This window comes from Halobellus sp. LT62, from assembly GCF_037031285.1.
Taxonomy (GTDB): Archaea; Halobacteriota; Halobacteria; order Halobacteriales; family Haloferacaceae; genus Haloquadratum; species Haloquadratum salinisoli.
On the sequence record NZ_JAYEZO010000002.1, the window covers coordinates 147,741 to 162,529 of the forward strand.

The window sequence follows — 14,789 nt, forward strand, 5'->3', positions numbered from 1 at the left end:
TCTCCTCCGAGCGGCGCGGCGACGTCATCCCAGAAGTCATATGCCGGAGTCGCGATTTGCTCTCAGTATGGACGCCTACGAGCTGATCACCCGGAACGTCTCCGAGGTGGTCACAGAGGACGAAGTGCGCGCGCTAGCCGAATCCCCCGACGGAAAGCGGGCGTACGTCGGCTACGAGCCCTCGGGCGTCCTCCACATCGGCCATATGCTGACAGCAAACAAGCTGATCGAACTGCAGGAGGCCGGCTTCGAGGTCGTCGTCCTCTTGGCCGACGTCCACGCCTACCTGAACGGCAAGGGGACGTTCGACGAGATCCGCGAGACGGCGACGAGAATGCAGGAACAGTTCGTCGCTTACGGCCTCGAGGAGTCGCAAACGGAGTTCGTGTTGGGGTCCGAATTCCAACTCGACGAGGAGTACATTCTGGACCTGCACGCCTTAGAGTTGGAGACGTCGCTCTCGCGGGCCGCGCGCGCGATGGCGGAGATCGCCGGCGGCGACACCGCAACGGTCGCGCAGGCGGTCTACCCGCTGATGCAGGCGCTCGACATCGTCTATCTCGACGTCGACCTCGCGATCGGTGGGATGGAACAGCGGAAGGTCCACATGCTCGCGCGGGACACCCTGCCGAGCATCGGTGCCGATTCGCCGACCTGCCTGCACACGCCGCTGATCGCGGACCTGACGAGCGGCGTCGGCAAGATGTCGAGCAGCGAGGGCCTGTCGATCTCGATGGAGGACTCCGCCGAGGACGTCGAGGAGAAAGTCAACAAGGCCTACTGCCCGCCGACGGCCGAGCCCGAGCCGACCGACGAGGGCGAGGAACGGGAGAACCCGGTGCTGCAGATCTTCGAGTACCACGTCTTCCCGCGGTTCGGCGAGGTCGTCGTCGAGCGCCCCGACCAGTACGGCGGCGACCTGCGCTACGACGCCTACGCGGATCTGGAGACCGACCTCGAATCCGGCGAACTCCACCCCGCGGACGCGAAGGGCGCGCTCGCGACGTATCTGAACCGACTCATCGAGCCCGGCCGCGAGAAGATCCGAGAGCAGCGTTCCTGACCGATCGCGTCCGACCGTCCGATCTTCACTGTCCCGTCTGACGCCCGTCTTGCTGAGATTGATGATCTCTCGCCGACGAGTGCGGGGAACGATGGGATTCAAGGGGATCGCGCTGGGGGCGTACGCGCTCTGTCTCGGCGGACTGCTGCTGTTCTCCGAGTCGGGCGTCGTGACCGGTCTCGGCGTCGCGGTGATCACGATCGCGTGCGCCGCGATCGTCTCCCGCGTCCACTTCAGACGTCCATCGCGTCCGCGAGGGTGAACGTCCCCTCGTAGAGCGCGGTGCCGACGACGACCGCGGCTGCACCGGCGTCCCGGAGCGCTCGGACGTCATCGAGCGAGGCGACGCCGCCGGAGGCGACGACCGGAATGTCGACGGCGTCGACGACGCGCTTCGTCACGTCGGTCTGGACGCCCGCCTGTTTCCCCTCGACGTCGACGTCGGTGAAGAGGATCGACCCCGCGCCGAGGTCCTCGTAGCGCGCGGCGGCCTCGGCGGGATCGAGTCCGGTCCCTTCGGTCCATCCCGCCACGAGGACCTCGCCGTCTTTCGAATCGAGGCTCACCATTACCCGGCCCGGATAGTCCGCCGAGATATCCGCGACCAACTCCGGGTTCTCGACGGCGGCCGTGCCGAGAATGACGCGGGCGACGCCCCGATCGAGGAGGTCGGCGGCATCCGCGGCGGTTCTGATCCCGCCGCCGAGTTGCACCGGCACGTCGACGGCGTCGACGACGGACTCGACCGCGTCGGCGTTCGCGCGCTCGCCCTCGAACGCGCCGTCGAGGTCGACGAGGTGCAGCGTCTCCGCGCCGGCGTCGACCCAGCGTCGGGCGGCGTCGACCGGGTCGCCGTAGCGCTTCTCCGTGCCGCGTTCGCCCTGCACGAGCTGGACGACCTCGCCGTCCTGCATATCGACGGCCGGGATGACCTCGAAGTCGGGGAAGAGATCGCTCATAGCGGTTTCTCTGCGACCCCGCGGCCTAAAGTCTCCGGAGCGCCGTGACGGTGGCATCGTCCGGGAAGACCACCACTCCGCTGAGCCGATCACTCCGTCAGCGGGAGCAGAATTCCGAACACGAACGGCGAGAGGAGCGCGATCGCCACGCCGATCCACTCGGCGTCGACGAGCAGCGCGTGTTCCCACGCGGGAACGGTCGTTCCGGTCGCCGCGAGCGCGAACTCGCCGAGCGCGCCGAACGCGAACAGACCGACTCCGAAGAGGAAGCTCCGTTTCGTCAGCGTCGGATAGTCGACATCGCCGTATCGCCCTGCCATATCTCTCCGCGCGTCGGCATTGCACTACATCGTTTCGCTTGGGGAATCGACGACAGATCGGGGGTGAAGTTGCGAAATCGACAGCCGTCGCGTCGACCGTCCCCGTCGCGATCGCCCGACCGAAAGACCCACAACAGCCGTTGGGGAACGGGGAGCTATGACAACGACCCTACTCGAAGTGGTCCCGCTTCTGATCGAACTCGCGGCGTTCGGCATCGGCGCGCTCGGACTCTCGCTCGTCGGCGCGTACGCCGAGCGCTTCGCGGTCGTGACGGCCCAGCACGGGCAGCCGATGCTCGGCCTCTGGGCGGCCGTAATGGGTGCCGTCGCGCTGTATTTCGCGTACTCGCTCACGACGGATCGGGTCGTCCCCGCGCTGTTCGCGCTCACCGGCCGCTCGTCGGCGACCGAATAGCCCCCGATCGGTCATCGAATAGCCCCCGATCGGTCGTCGACGACCGGATCCGGCCGTGTCGCAACCGCTTTCACTCCCGCCCGAGGAGTGACACCCAATGAAGCTCTTCGGTTCGAGCGGGGCGCGCGGCGTCGTCGGCGACGGCCTGACGCCCGAGTTCGTGCTCCGAATCGCGAAGGCGGCCGGAACGGTGTGGGAGACCGATCGGGCGGTCGTCGCCCGCGACACGCGAACGACGGGAGAGATGCTGACGAACGCGGCGACGAGCGGCCTCGAAAGCGTCGGAACCGACGTCGACCGACTCGGGCCGACGCCGACGCCCAGTGCCGTCCGCTACGCCGGTGAAAACGAGCGCCCGGCAATCGTCATCACGGCGTCGCACAACCCGCCGGAGTACAACGGCGTCAAACTCGTCGGCGCGGACGGGATCGAACTGTCCGTCGCAGACCTCGAAGTGATCGAATCGCACGTCCTCGATGAACGGTTCGGCACCGCTGCGTGGGACGAGGTCGGCGAGTCCCGACGGGTCGACGCGGCGAACCGCGAGTACGTCTCCGACCTCCTCGCCGCGGTCGACCGCGAGGCGATCGACGCCGCCGACCTGACCGTCGCGCTCGACCCCGGCCACGGCGCGGGCACGCTGACGAGCCCCGAGTTCTTCCGACGGCTCGGCTGCGACGTCGTCACCGTCAACGCCAACGCCGACGGCCACTTCCCCGGCCGCGACTCCGAGCCGGTCGAGGAGAACCTCCGAGACCTGACATCCCTCGTGCGGGCGGCCGACGCCGACGTCGGTATCGCACACGACGGCGATGCTGACCGCGCGGTCTTCGTCGACGAGCGCGGGGAGTTCGTCGCGGGCGAGGCGTCGCTCGCGGCGCTCGCGGCGGCCGCGCTCGAACCGGGAGACACCACCGTCGCGGCCGTGAACGTCTCACAGCGGCTCGTCGACGTCTGCGAGGACGTCGGTGCGGACCTCGAACTCACGCCTATCGGCGCGACGAACCTCATCACGCGCATCCGCGAACTCACCGCCGACGGCGAGCGCGTCCCGATCGCCGGCGAGGGCAACGGCGGGATCTTCTTCCCCGAGTACCGACTCGTCCGCGACGGCGCGTACGTCGGCGCGAAGTTCCTCGAACTCGTCGCCGAGCGCCCGGTCAGCGAGCTCATCGAGCCGTACACGGACTACGAGAACGTCCGCGTCAACCTCTCGTACGACGAGGAGCGCGAACTCGACGCGATGCTCGACGCCGCCGCCGGGTTCGCCGAATCCGCGGACGCCGAACTGAACACGATCGACGGCTACCGCCTCGACTACGGCGACGCGTGGGTGCTCGTCCGCCCCTCGGGGACCGAACCGAAGGTACGCGTCTACGCCGAGGCGAGAGACGAGGACCGCGCGGCGGAACTGGCCGAACGGGCCGCGTCCGCGCTCCGAAACGCGCTCGCCGATCTCGACTGACCGTCAGCACTATCGCAGATCTCGATTGGCGGCCCCGGCGCTGACGGCGACGCTTAGAGGGCGATCACGCCGAACAGTAGACAGAGCAGTCCCAACGCGAGCAGGCCGAAGCCGCGCTCGAGCTCGACGTCGTCGCGGTGGTCAGTGGCTCTTCTCCTGTCGGAGTCGCTCTCGTCTACCCGCCGGCCGAGGGTTTCAGTTGAATCGACGGCGTCCAGCCGTCTGATCGCCCGCCTCGTCCGCAAGGCCCGCGCTCCGTAATACAGACACAGCGCGCCCGCGACGAGGGCGACGGCGGAGACGACGACCATCGGCGGCGCTACGGACCCGCCCCGTCGGCGTCGCGCTCGCTGTCGGGGCTCCCTTCGAGCGCGCTCGACAGGCGCTCGCGGGCGTCTCGGAGACGTTCGAGTTCGGACGCGGCCGCGCCGGAGCGCACCCGCTCGCGCGCGTCGGCGTCGAGTTCCTCGTGCGCGCGAGCGACGAACCGGAGGTCGGCGTAGTCGTCTCGGCGTGTCAGGTCCCGAACGATCCTGAGCCGTGCGACGGTCTCTTCGCTCGCGAACCGACCGAGTAGCGACATCGCCTCGCGGGTCCAGATGCGGAGCGTCTCCGCGTCCGGCGGCGGCAGCGACACCGTCAGCGGTTCCGCGGAGAGCCGTTCGAGGAACGTCCGATGGACCGCGACGGTCGTCTGCAGCAGCGCGGGGTCCTTCGCGTAGTGGTCCAGTTTCGAGCCGGAGTAGTCGGCGTACTCCAACAGGGTCGGGATCGGCTCGTCGGCGTCTGGGCTCTCGCGGACGAACTCCCGCAGGTCGCGCGGCGGCGACTCGAACCCGACGAGCGGGAACGACTCCGCGCGTTCGAGCAGCCCGATCACGTCGATCGCGGGGGCGGACTCGTAGAACGTCCGGTACTCCTCGGTGACGGCCTCGTTGTACGCCTCGATGGGATCGCGAAGCTCTTCGACCGGCGCGTCGAGGTCGGCGTCGGCGAACGCGAGCATCTCCGCGCGCCGGTCGATCTCCTCGTCGAGGTCGCGCAGATAGAGTTTCGCGTCCCGTTTGGCCGCGGATATCGCCTCTTCGGCCGACTCGCGCCGGTCGAGGAGGTCGACGTACTCCGAGGCGGGTTCGAGGTCCGCGCGGGCGGCGTCGAAGTCGTCTTCGCTGAGCCGGCGGCGGTCCATCCGCTCGCCGGCGTCGTCGAAGGCGTCCTTCGCCGGAACGTCGTCAGCGAGGTCGTCGACGAGGTCGAGGAACTTCCCTTGGAACTCGACGTACGCTTGGAAGTCGCCCGTGCCGGTCGCCGACTCCTCGTAGCGGTCGAGCAGCCCGATCGCCTTTCGGTACGTGTCGGCCGCGGTGACGACGGCCTCTTCGCCGACGTCGTCGATCTCGGCCTCGATCCGATCGCGCCGCGCTCTGGCTTCTCGGAGTTTCTCGATCCGCGCCTCCGCGGTTTCGAGCGTGGCCTCGACGCCGTCGGAACCGCCGATCTCGCCGTCTATCGAGTCAGATTCGGCCATCGGTTCAGTAGACGTCGTCGGGATCGAACACGCGCTCGCCGACGTGCTCGCCGTCGACCGTGCGGTAGAAACAGGAGCGGTGGCCGGTGTGGCACGCGCCGCCGGACTGTTCGACTAGGTACAGCAGTGTGTCGGCGTCGCAGTCGACGCGGACCTCCGTGACCGACTGGGTGTGCCCGCTCGTCGCGCCCTTCTCCCAGAGCTCGTCGCGGCTGCGCGAGTAGTAGTGCGCCCGCCCCGTTTCGCGCGTCCGTTCGAGGGCCTCCGGAGAGACGTACGCCAGCATCAGCACCTCGCCGGAGTCGGTGTCCTGTGCGACGGCGGGGACGAGGCCGTCCTCGCCGAAATCGATCTCGACGTCGTCGGTCATTATCTCATCGGACGCCGTTGCGGCCGATAGGTCTTTTGCCCCCGTCAGCCGTCTGTCGGCCGCGACGGCGCGCGCGGCCCGGAGCAGAGCATCAGTGCTTTTGCCGCGCGTCGAGACGTCCGCGTATGCGCTCGAAGGCGTGGCTCCAGCGGAATCAACTCGCCGTCTACGCGGTCGGCGTTGCGCTCGCGGTGGCGTTCGGCGTCGGCGTCCCGTCCGCCGCGCCGCTGTTCGAGGCGTCGATCACGCCTGTCTTGGCGGTGCTGCTCTACGTGACGTTCTTGGAGATTCCCTTCGTCCGGTTTCGCCGGGCGTTCACCAACACCCGGTTCGTCGCCGCGGCGCTCGGGATGAACTTCCTCGTCGTTCCGGCGGTCGCCTTCGCGCTGACGCGCGTGCTCCCCGCCGACCCGGCGGTTCTGGTCGGCGCGTTTCTGGTACTCCTGACGCCGTGTATCGATTACGTCATCGCTTTCACCGACCTCGCGGAGGGGGACGCAGAGCAGGTGACCGCGGTGACCCCCGCGCTGCTCTTCGCTCAGTTCGCGCTGCTCCCCGTGTATCTGTGGCTCTTTCTGGGCGATCGGATCGGTCCCGTCATCAGCGCGGGGCCGTTCGTCGAGGCCTTTCTGTACCTTATCGCGCTCCCGCTGACGCTCGCGTGGGCCACGGAGGCGCTGACAGACCGCACGGAGGCGGCCCGGCAGTGGCAGTCGGCGATGGGCTGGCTCCCGGTGCCGATGATGGGCGCGACGCTTCTGGTCGTTATCGCCTCACAGCTTCCGCGCGTCGCGGAATCGGCGGGACAGCTCCTCGCGCTTGTCCCCGTCTACGCCGCGTTTCTGGTCGTGATGCCGATTCTCGGACGGATCGCCGCCGGGCTGTTCGAGATGAATGTTGGAGAAGCTCGGGCGCTCGTGTTCACCTCGGTCACGCGGAACTCGCTCGTGGTGCTCCCGCTGGCGCTCGCGCTGCCCGCGGGCTACGAACTGGCCCCGGCGGTCGTCGTCACGCAGACGCTCGTCGAACTGACGGGGATGGTCGTCCTCACGCGCGCCGTCCCCGCGTGGCTCGTTCCGACGGCACCGACGACGATGCTCCCCGCTCGGTTTCGCTCCGATTGAGTCGCGAAAAGCGACCGTCGAAGACGGCTCAGACGATTCCCAGCGCCCCCAGCGCGCCGAAGACCAGATCGCCGTACGTGAACGCCGCGAGCGTCCCGACGAACATCGGGACGAGAAACGGGATCCCCGGCGAGATCCAGACCTCCTCGCGCTCGGTGACGATCTCCAGCCCGCCCCGGAGCTTCTCCGGCGTCGTGCCGTAGGCGGTTCCCTCGATCTCGCTGAGGAACGTCTCGGCGGCCCACTCGTCGTCGCGGGCGTCGACCGCCCCTCCGTCGTCGCCGTCGACGACTTCCCCGCTGTCGCCGTCGCCTGTCTCGATAGTCTCCCCGCCGTCCGTTTCAACTCCCGTCGTGTCGTCGCCGCCGCTAGCGCCACCGTCGCTCTCGACGCCGACCGCGCCGTCCGTCGGATCGTACGTCTCGCCGACGCTCGCGGGGTCGCGGAACCGCTCGGGCGACGCCCGCAACTCGTCGAGCGTCAACCCACGCCAGCGCAGGTACATCCGAAGCGCGTCGATGTCCAGACCGTTCCGCGAGAAGCCGTCTGGCGTCTCGTACAGTCGCCCGTGCGCCTCTCGGAGCGCCGAAACCCCGATCCGGTGCCCGAGAAACGAAATCGGGAATCGCACGTCGCCGGCGAGGAGGTTTCGCGCGCCGAACGCGACCGGGTACGCGGCGGCGAGGAGGACGGTGTTCGTGAGAACCGTCATCGAGAAGACGCCGAGCGTCGTGACGACCTCCGGGAGCGTGAAGCCCGCGAAGTAGTACGTCGGATACGTCGGAAGCAAGATCGCGATCGTGATGAGCGCTTTCGCGTCCGCCCCCCCGAAGCCGCCGATCCACCAGAAGCCGTAGGCGATCGGCGCGACGAAGAAGAGGCTGACCGCGACGCGGACGAAAAAGAGGACGTCCGCGGACGTCGAAAGCGAGAGGTGGCCGACTGCCTCGACCGCGAGCAGGAGGAGACCGAGGCCGACCAGCGGGAGCCACGTCCGACTGGGCACCCGTCTGGTCTCGACGTCGCGCCACGCGGCCCACCCGAGGACCGGGAGCACGATCAACCGCAACAGATCCGGAGCGCTGGCGAACATATCGGGAAAGTGCCCCCGGGCGTGTTGTAGTTTGCGCCTCGGTATCACATTCGAGAGGCACCGTCTGAACCTTTTTATCCGAGAGCGGCACAGGGCGAGTGTGGACCCCGATCGGATTCCCTCGTCGTTTCCGGCCCCGAGCTACCGCGGCGCGCAGGAGCAGGCGCTCTCGGACATTCGTGACGCGTTCGCTGCCGGGAACGACGTCGTGCTCGTCCGCGCGCCGACGGGGAGCGGCAAGTCGCTGCTCGCGCGGGCCATCGCCGGCGCGGCGGCGACGACTGACGACGTCTCGCCCGCTGCGGCGACCGACGCGTACTACACGACGCCGCAGGTCTCCCAACTCGACGACGTCGCCGAGGATCCCCTCCTCGACGACCTCAACGTCATCCGGGGCAAATCGAACTACACCTGCATCCTGAACGGCGAGACCGACACGCCGGTCGACCGCGCTCCGTGCGTCCGACAGTCAGGATTCGACTGCTCCGTTCGGCACCGCTGTCCGTACTTCTCCGACCGCGCGATCGCCTCGAACCGACGCATCGCGGCGATGACGCTCGCGTACTTTATGCAGACCGCCGGCTCCGACGTCTTCCGCAAGCGCGACGTCGTCGTGATCGATGAGGCCCACGGGCTCGCCGAGTGGGCCGAGATGTACGCGACTGTCGACCTCAATCCGCGGACGGTCCCCGTCTGGGACGACGTGGGCGTTCCCGACGTCGCGAGCGAGGGCGACCCGATCGAACGGACCGTCCGCTTCGCCGAGACGCTCGCTGGCGTCGTCGAGCGGGCGAAGGACGAGCTGCTCCGAAAGCCCGATCTGACGCCCGACGAAGCGGCGCGTCGGGACCGCCTGCAGGAGCTCAGGTCGGAGCTTCAGTGGTTCGTCTCCGACTACCGCGATCCGGAGAGTCCGACCACGTGGGTCGTCGACCAACCCGACGGCGAGGGCGAGCCGATCTCGATCAAGCCGCTCGATCCGGCGCGTTATCTCCATCACACCGTCTGGGACCGCGGCAACAAGTTCGCGCTGCTGTCGGCGACGATCCTCAACAAGGACGCGTTCTGTCGGGGCGTCGGCCTCGATCCGTCGAATGTCGCCTTGGTCGACGTCGAACACACGTTTCCCGTCGAAAACCGCCCCCTGTACGACGTGACGCAGGGGAAGATGACGTACGACGAGCGGGACGAGACGCTCCCGAAGGTGGCGCGGACGCTAGTCCGGATTATGGCGAAACACGGGGACGAAAAGGGGCTCGTCCACTGTCATTCCTACGCGATCCAATCCGAGTTACGACGACGACTCGCGCAACTCGGCCTCGGCGGTCGCGTCCGCGGGCACGACCGCGAAAACCGCGACGCTGAACTCGAATCGTGGAAGGCGACCGACGATCCGGACGTCTTCCTCTCGGTCAAGATGGAGGAGGCGCTCGACCTCGCGGGCGATCTCTGCCGCTGGCAGGTCGTCTGCAAAGCGCCCTATCTCAACACGAACGACTCCCGCGTCGCCCGACGCCTCGGAGAGGGCCAGTGGTCGTGGTACCGGCGCGCGGCCCTCAGGACCGTGATTCAGGCCTGCGGCCGCGTCGTCCGCGCGCCCGACGATCACGGCGCGACGTACCTCGCGGACTCGTCGCTGCTCGAGTTGTTCGAGCGGACGCGCGGCGATATGCCCTCGTGGTTCCGCGAGCAGGTCGACCGGCTCTCGACGCCGGAGCTCCCCGAGTTCGATCAGGTCGCGGCCGGCGGTCGAGGCGGGTCCGACGCGGGCGGGGGACGCGGCCGGAACCGTCGGAACGGAAACCGCTCCGCGACGGAGACTCGCGGCGGGTCGTCGGAAGCGCCGTCACAGTCTTCGCGTGCGGCGCGGTCGGACGCGACGACTTCGTCGGATCGCCGATCGAGCGACGACGACCGGTCTTCTCATCCGCTGTCGGACGTTTGGGGCGACGGCTGAGATCGCCCGGACGTAACGCGCGTCGACGGTCACGAGCGCCCACCCGGCGTCCGCTCGCTCAGAGAATCAGCGCTGCCCCGTACGCGAACGAGGAGCCGACCATCAGCAACACGAGCACGAGCGCGAGTATCTGCTGTCGGTCCATACCCCTCGTACGGCGGCGCACACTTCAACTCTTTCGACCTCTCGGCCGAATTCGCCGGTTTCGACGACAGAAACGCCTCCGTGATACGGCCGCTCGCTGAACGATTTTTCAGCCTTCCACTCGGATTGCCGAACGAATAAATAATGAATGTTAATTTAGGTTTAAATACAAGACATATATTCGCTATCTTTTCCTTATTTGTATTGTATTATCTCCTACCAATGGGTGTTTGAGACATCATATCACAGAATACTTAACACCTTTCACTCCGTGGGTATGCTTGTCCGGCAATGTACACACACGGGCTGAACACGGCAATGACCCTGTACCGGAACGGAACACTGACGCTGTCGCAGGCGGCGTCTCGTGCGGGCCGCTCGACGGACGCGTTCGCTACGGCCCTCGTGCGGCACGGGATCCCGGTCCGTGAACGGCAGCGACGTTCACCGGCAGTCGACGGGCCGATTCAAGCCGACTGACCGCTCGAAGCTGTCGCTACCGAGGTTTCTGTGAACGCAGAGTCGCTTTATCCTCTTTCGTTAGCGTCGCTTCGGTGTCTACTCGCTTTCGCCGTTTTCGACGCGGTTCGGTAGAATATGCAGCCCTTGGCGGCTTTTCAACACGGTGACCGTCTCGGCGTCGCCGTCGACGTACGAGGGCCGCGCGATCGTCTTCGCCTCGTAGGTCTCGGGATCGAGCACCTGTATCGCGCGCTCGTCTTCGACGGTGACGACCGTCGTTTCGTCGGCGTCTTCGGCCGTGCCGATCTTTCGGGCGTCCGGCGTCTCCCCCTCCTCGAAGGAGGCCTCGTAGGGATCGCCGGTCGTGAGCCGAACGCCTTTCAGATTCCCGCGGACGCTTCTGACTAACACCGGGCCGTCGTCGTCCTCGGGCGCGACGACGTCGCCGGGTGCGAACTTCGGGAGCCGAACGGCGTAGGTCACGCGATACACTTCGTTGCCGTCGCTGTCCTCGGTGACGAGCGTCGGATACTCCCTGACGTGACCGCCTAGTTCCCGGACGATGTGCTTCGCCACGCCGCCGCCCATCTGGTTCGTCGAGATCTTGATGTCGGTGCCGTCGTCGGTCTCTTTGACCTCGGTGATGAACGCCTCGCGATCGCCGGTCTCCTCGCGCTCGGCGACGTACGCCTCGGCGATCTCGACGGCGCGCGCTTCCTCCTCTTTCGTCGGCGTTCGGCCGTCGGCGCGCACTTGGACGATACTGGCGTAGTAGCCGCCGGCGATCCGACCGCAGCGGTCGCACGTCTGTCGGGAGATCAGCACCGGCACTGTGACCTGCTCCTCGCGGTAGGTGTCGCGAACGACGCCCCCGAAGGTGCAGTGCATCCGGATGGTGTTCTCGTCGATCTGTTCGGGTTCGACGCCCCAGCGGATGTCCTCGGCGTTCACGTGGACGCCGAGCGCCTCGGTGACTTGTTCGATTGCGACGTCGGTGTAGTCTTTCGCACCGACGTCGACCCAGCGGTTTCCTTCGTGGACCGCGCCGCACTGCGAACAGACGCGGACCTCGATCCGGTCGGGGGCGTCGACGAGGTCGAAGTCCTCGAAGTAGCAGTCGTCACAGAGGACGGCGTCGCGCTCGCGGGGCTCGCCGGGAAGCGGGTCGGCACGCTCCGGAACGGGGTCGCCACAGCGCGGACAGAACTCTCCCGAACTCATCGGGCGAGATAGCGGGCCGAGGCGGTTAAGCGCGACGAAGTGACGGGGCGATCCCGCGCTCGATCTGTTCCGTCGGTGCCCGGTCTGCAACACCGTTTATTACCCCGAGGCCGTAGTCGGGATATGGACTGGAAACCCGACTGGGGACTCAGAGGCCGGATGGTCCTCACGATGTTCCTGCTTTTCGCCCTCTATCTCGTGTTTGTCGGAGCGCTGATCCAGACGGACTCGTTCTTCTTCCTCCCGGTAATGGGGCTTTTCGTCCTCGCGCAGTTCTTCTTCAGCGACAAACTCGCGCTCTACAGTATGGGCGCGAAGGAAGTGTCCGAGAACGAGTATCCGGAACTCCACGCGATGGTCTCACGGCTCAGCCAGCAGGCCGATCTACCGAAACCGACGGTTGCCGTCGCTGACTCGGGCGTCCCGAACGCCTTTGCGGCCGGTCGTTCGCAGAAGAACTCGACCGTCTGCGTGACGACCGAACTCCTCCGGACGCTCGACCGCGACGAACTGGAGGGCGTGCTCGCGCACGAACTCGCGCACGTGAAGAACCGCGACGTGATGGTGATGACCATCGCGTCGTTCCTCTCGACGGTCGCGTTTATGATCGTCCGGATGGGGTTTTGGTTCGGCGGCGGACGCAACCGGCAGGGCGGTGGCGGCTTCCTCGTCGCTATCGTCGCTTCGCTCGTCGTCTGGATCGTCTCGTACTTCCTGATCCGGGCGCTCTCACGGTATCGCGAGTTCGCCGCCGATCGGGGCGGTGCGCTCATCACCGGCCGACCGTCGGCACTCGCGTCGGCCCTTATGAAGATCGACGGCCGGATGGACAACGTTCCGAAGAAGGACCTCCGCGAGCAGTCCGAGATGAACGCGTTCTTCATCGTCCCGCTGAAGAGCGACGCCATCGGCCGACTGTTCAGCACCCACCCGGCGACCGAAAAGCGCGTCGACCGCCTGCGCGAACTCGAACGGGAGTTGGAGTCGCAGTGAACAGGCGAGGTGCGAGATAGATGGGGCTGTTCGATACGATTCGAACCGTGCTCGGCACGACCGCCGAGGCGGACGCGACCCGCGACGCCGACCCCGAGGACCTCTTCGGGATGAGCACCGCCTACGTCACGATGGAGGCCGACCTCGGCTTCCGCTCCGTGGACGCCGCGGCGCTCTGCTTTTCCGGCGTCGACAGCACCGACTTCTCGGACGTCGTCGACGACGTCGAGGCGATCCTCCGCGCCGGTGAGGAGGAGACGGGGACCGCTTTCGAGCTCCACGAGGACAGCCACGGCTGGGAGTGGGTGATCCTCCGCGATGACGATCCGGAGGACCTCGTGACGAGCGTCCACTTCGCGGCCGACGAGTTCATCGAACGCGGCTACGGCTCGCGGCTCCTCGCGGCGGTGTTCGGCTTCGAACGCGCCGGTGGCGGCCGAGGTACCGGCGGGAGCGACGACCGAACCGACGGCGACGCCGACCGCGCCTACTGGATCTACTCATTCCGTCGCGGGGCGTACTACCCGTTCGCCCCGAAGCCCGGGAAAGCTCGAAACCAACAGCTGGAGTTCAAGCTGGAATCGGTGCTCGACGGTGAGTTGGGGCTGGAAGACGACGAGTCCTACTGGTATCCGATGTGGTCCGATCGCGACGGCGGCCACCCGTGGGAGTGAGGCGGGTCGTCGGGAGCGGACGGCCCCTCGCGGGCGGACGAACTGTCGGGAGTGGCTTGGCGAACAGTCGGCACGGCAGTTGTCCCCGGAGCCGATCGGCTCCAGATATCGATACCCGCGTCGACGTGCCGAACAACCGCTACTCGACGCGGGGCAGTTCCCATCGCACGCCGCGTCTGGCCGCCCGTTCGTATATAAAAGCTCGCGCGATCGGGCTTTGTCGTTCCCGTGTCTATTTATTCCTCACTCGAATACGTCCACCCGATGCCCTCCAATACGCCCTCGCCGAGTAGGCGACGCCTCCTCCAGTCGGCGGCCGCCCTGTTGGGTGCCTCTGCGCTCGCCGGATGCGGCGGGAGTTCTTCCTCGTCGTCGGGCACCGCCCGTGCGGGACCCGACGCCAACCCGCCCAAAGACGCCCTGACTGACCCGACGCACGTCAGCCTCCGAAATTCTGAACTTGCTTCGATCGTTCGGGACGCCGAGTCGGAGACCGAGGAACCGACAGCGGGAGCCGACGGCGAAACACCCCGGTTCGACCGCTGGCAACACGAGCTCGTCGCCGACGCCGAGCGGGCCGAATCGCTCACGTTCGCCGACGTCGACGGCGTCGACGAAGCCCGATCGCTCCTCGAGGAGACCGACTTCGAGTCGGAGTCGATCTACGTCGAGGGCCACGCTGTCGAAGAGTGTTACGAGCGACAGCTCTGCTGGGTCCGCTGGACCGACTCCGAGATCGAGACCGACTACGCGCGGGTCCTCCGCGATGCCGACGTCGCCTGTGAGGCCGACGCCAAGGACTTCGTGACGAACCTAATCAGGATCCCGGCCGCGTTGGATCCCGACGATATCCGGAGCTACGGATCCAGCGGCGGCGGTCGGTGTCGGACGCCGAGTGGATCAATGGCGGCCGGAGAGGGGGAACAAGCGTGACTCGAACCCCTCAGAGCGACCGACTTGACAAACCCGTAGTTTTAGCTGTCTTTTCCAAAGGAACAAGC

General features: G+C 67.1%; 17 protein-coding genes. 10 read left to right on the plus strand and 7 right to left on the minus strand.

The annotated features are described in order from the left end of the window. The first annotated feature begins 67 nt into the window (after positions 1-67). Positions 68-1,063: a tyrosine--tRNA ligase gene (locus U5919_RS09985; RefSeq protein WP_336024046.1), complete on the plus strand. Its 996-nt coding sequence runs from the start codon at positions 68-70 to the stop codon at positions 1,061-1,063. A gap of 91 nt (positions 1,064-1,154) precedes the next feature. Then, positions 1,155-1,325, plus strand: a complete 171-nt coding sequence (locus U5919_RS09990) for a hypothetical protein (protein ID WP_336024047.1) — start codon at positions 1,155-1,157, stop codon at positions 1,323-1,325. On the opposite strand, the gene hisA is transcribed toward U5919_RS09990, so the two are convergent. Both hisA and U5919_RS10000 read right to left on the minus strand, forming a co-directional pair. Beyond that, positions 1,297-2,022, minus strand: coding sequence for a 1-(5-phosphoribosyl)-5-[(5-phosphoribosylamino)methylideneamino]imidazole-4-carboxamide isomerase (gene hisA, locus U5919_RS09995; RefSeq protein ID WP_336024048.1), 726 nt, complete (start codon positions 2,020-2,022; stop codon positions 1,297-1,299). The two genes, U5919_RS09990 and hisA, sit on opposite strands and share 29 nt — an antisense overlap. An 89-nt stretch (positions 2,023-2,111) precedes the next feature. Then, positions 2,112-2,342, minus strand: a complete 231-nt coding sequence (locus U5919_RS10000) for a DUF7860 family protein (RefSeq protein ID WP_336024049.1) — start codon at positions 2,340-2,342, stop codon at positions 2,112-2,114. Between the two features lie 157 nt (positions 2,343-2,499). On the opposite strand from U5919_RS10000, the gene U5919_RS10005 reads away from it, so the two are divergent. Both U5919_RS10005 and glmM read left to right on the plus strand, forming a co-directional pair. Next, a complete protein-coding gene (locus tag U5919_RS10005; RefSeq protein ID WP_336024050.1) occupies positions 2,500-2,757 on the plus strand; it encodes a DUF8151 family protein in 258 nt (85 codons plus the stop codon). Between the two features lie 97 nt (positions 2,758-2,854). After that, positions 2,855-4,222: a phosphoglucosamine mutase gene (gene glmM, locus U5919_RS10010; protein WP_336024051.1), complete on the plus strand. Its 1,368-nt coding sequence runs from the start codon at positions 2,855-2,857 to the stop codon at positions 4,220-4,222. Positions 4,223-4,275: 53 nt separating this feature from the next. Here glmM and U5919_RS10015 read toward each other — a convergent pair whose 3' ends face one another. Genes U5919_RS10015 through hisI form a run of 3 tightly spaced genes read right to left on the minus strand, consistent with a single transcriptional unit; the run spans position 4,276 to position 6,120 of the window. Then, positions 4,276-4,533: a hypothetical protein gene (locus U5919_RS10015; protein ID WP_336024052.1), complete on the minus strand. Its 258-nt coding sequence runs from the start codon at positions 4,531-4,533 to the stop codon at positions 4,276-4,278. An 8-nt stretch (positions 4,534-4,541) separates the two neighbouring features. Beyond that, complete coding sequence (locus U5919_RS10020) at positions 4,542-5,750, minus strand: DUF7118 family protein (RefSeq protein ID WP_336024053.1); 1,209 nt, start codon at positions 5,748-5,750, stop codon at positions 4,542-4,544. Positions 5,751-5,754: 4 nt separating this feature from the next. Further along, positions 5,755-6,120: a phosphoribosyl-AMP cyclohydrolase gene (gene hisI, locus U5919_RS10025; protein WP_336024054.1), complete on the minus strand. Its 366-nt coding sequence runs from the start codon at positions 6,118-6,120 to the stop codon at positions 5,755-5,757. Positions 6,121-6,245: 125 nt separating this feature from the next. Between hisI and U5919_RS10030 the strand changes: the two genes are divergently transcribed. Beyond that, the gene (locus U5919_RS10030) at positions 6,246-7,244 is read left to right on the plus strand and encodes an arsenic resistance protein (RefSeq protein WP_336024055.1); all 999 of its coding nucleotides are present in this window, start codon (positions 6,246-6,248) and stop codon (positions 7,242-7,244) included. 28 nt (positions 7,245-7,272) lie between these two features. Here U5919_RS10030 and U5919_RS10035 read toward each other — a convergent pair whose 3' ends face one another. Further along, a complete protein-coding gene (locus U5919_RS10035; RefSeq protein WP_336024056.1) occupies positions 7,273-8,337 on the minus strand; it encodes a prepilin peptidase in 1,065 nt (354 codons plus the stop codon). Between the two features lie 100 nt (positions 8,338-8,437). Between U5919_RS10035 and U5919_RS10040 the strand changes: the two genes are divergently transcribed. Together U5919_RS10040 and U5919_RS10045 are read left to right on the plus strand one after the other, a co-directional pair. Beyond that, positions 8,438-10,294: a helicase C-terminal domain-containing protein gene (locus tag U5919_RS10040; protein ID WP_336024058.1), complete on the plus strand. Its 1,857-nt coding sequence runs from the start codon at positions 8,438-8,440 to the stop codon at positions 10,292-10,294. Between the two features lie 435 nt (positions 10,295-10,729). After that, positions 10,730-10,918, plus strand: coding sequence for a DUF7317 family protein (locus U5919_RS10045; RefSeq protein ID WP_336024059.1), 189 nt, complete (start codon positions 10,730-10,732; stop codon positions 10,916-10,918). Between the two features lie 78 nt (positions 10,919-10,996). Here U5919_RS10045 and U5919_RS10050 read toward each other — a convergent pair whose 3' ends face one another. Then, positions 10,997-12,121: a 60S ribosomal export protein NMD3 gene (locus U5919_RS10050; RefSeq protein WP_336024060.1), complete on the minus strand. Its 1,125-nt coding sequence runs from the start codon at positions 12,119-12,121 to the stop codon at positions 10,997-10,999. 123 nt (positions 12,122-12,244) lie between these two features. On the opposite strand from U5919_RS10050, the gene htpX reads away from it, so the two are divergent. The 3 genes from htpX to U5919_RS10065 all read left to right on the plus strand — a co-directional run bounded on the left by htpX (position 12,245) and on the right by U5919_RS10065 (position 14,721). Further along, on the plus strand, positions 12,245-13,114 hold the full coding sequence (gene htpX / locus U5919_RS10055; protein ID WP_336024061.1) for a zinc metalloprotease HtpX: 870 nt from the start codon (positions 12,245-12,247) through the stop codon (positions 13,112-13,114). A 20-nt stretch (positions 13,115-13,134) separates the two neighbouring features. Continuing rightward, entirely contained in the window at positions 13,135-13,788 is a 654-nt protein-coding gene (gene pspAB / locus U5919_RS10060) for a PspA-associated protein PspAB (protein WP_336024062.1), read from the plus strand. Positions 13,789-14,052: 264 nt separating this feature from the next. Next, positions 14,053-14,721: a hypothetical protein gene (locus tag U5919_RS10065; protein ID WP_336024063.1), complete on the plus strand. Its 669-nt coding sequence runs from the start codon at positions 14,053-14,055 to the stop codon at positions 14,719-14,721. Positions 14,722-14,789: the final 68 nt, after the last annotated feature.

What these genes read in the sequence shown, in the direction of transcription:
- U5919_RS09985 (WP_336024046.1), top strand. Translation starts at nt 68, where the DNA reads ATGGACGCCTACGAGCTGATCACCCGGAACGTCTCCGAGGTGGTCACA.
- U5919_RS09990 (WP_336024047.1), top strand. Translation starts at nt 1,155, where the DNA reads ATGGGATTCAAGGGGATCGCGCTGGGGGCGTACGCGCTCTGTCTCGGC.
- hisA (WP_336024048.1), bottom strand. Translation starts at nt 2,022, where the DNA reads ATGAGCGATCTCTTCCCCGACTTCGAGGTCATCCCGGCCGTCGATATG.
- U5919_RS10000 (WP_336024049.1), bottom strand. Translation starts at nt 2,342, where the DNA reads ATGGCAGGGCGATACGGCGATGTCGACTATCCGACGCTGACGAAACGG.
- U5919_RS10005 (WP_336024050.1), top strand. Translation starts at nt 2,500, where the DNA reads ATGACAACGACCCTACTCGAAGTGGTCCCGCTTCTGATCGAACTCGCG.
- glmM (WP_336024051.1), top strand. Translation starts at nt 2,855, where the DNA reads ATGAAGCTCTTCGGTTCGAGCGGGGCGCGCGGCGTCGTCGGCGACGGC.
- U5919_RS10015 (WP_336024052.1), bottom strand. Translation starts at nt 4,533, where the DNA reads ATGGTCGTCGTCTCCGCCGTCGCCCTCGTCGCGGGCGCGCTGTGTCTG.
- U5919_RS10020 (WP_336024053.1), bottom strand. Translation starts at nt 5,750, where the DNA reads ATGGCCGAATCTGACTCGATAGACGGCGAGATCGGCGGTTCCGACGGC.
- hisI (WP_336024054.1), bottom strand. Translation starts at nt 6,120, where the DNA reads ATGACCGACGACGTCGAGATCGATTTCGGCGAGGACGGCCTCGTCCCC.
- U5919_RS10030 (WP_336024055.1), top strand. Translation starts at nt 6,246, where the DNA reads ATGCGCTCGAAGGCGTGGCTCCAGCGGAATCAACTCGCCGTCTACGCG.
- U5919_RS10035 (WP_336024056.1), bottom strand. Translation starts at nt 8,337, where the DNA reads ATGTTCGCCAGCGCTCCGGATCTGTTGCGGTTGATCGTGCTCCCGGTC.
- U5919_RS10045 (WP_336024059.1), top strand. Translation starts at nt 10,730, where the DNA reads ATGTACACACACGGGCTGAACACGGCAATGACCCTGTACCGGAACGGA.
- U5919_RS10050 (WP_336024060.1), bottom strand. Translation starts at nt 12,121, where the DNA reads ATGAGTTCGGGAGAGTTCTGTCCGCGCTGTGGCGACCCCGTTCCGGAG.
- htpX (WP_336024061.1), top strand. Translation starts at nt 12,245, where the DNA reads ATGGACTGGAAACCCGACTGGGGACTCAGAGGCCGGATGGTCCTCACG.
- pspAB (WP_336024062.1), top strand. Translation starts at nt 13,135, where the DNA reads ATGGGGCTGTTCGATACGATTCGAACCGTGCTCGGCACGACCGCCGAG.
- U5919_RS10065 (WP_336024063.1), top strand. Translation starts at nt 14,053, where the DNA reads ATGCCCTCCAATACGCCCTCGCCGAGTAGGCGACGCCTCCTCCAGTCG.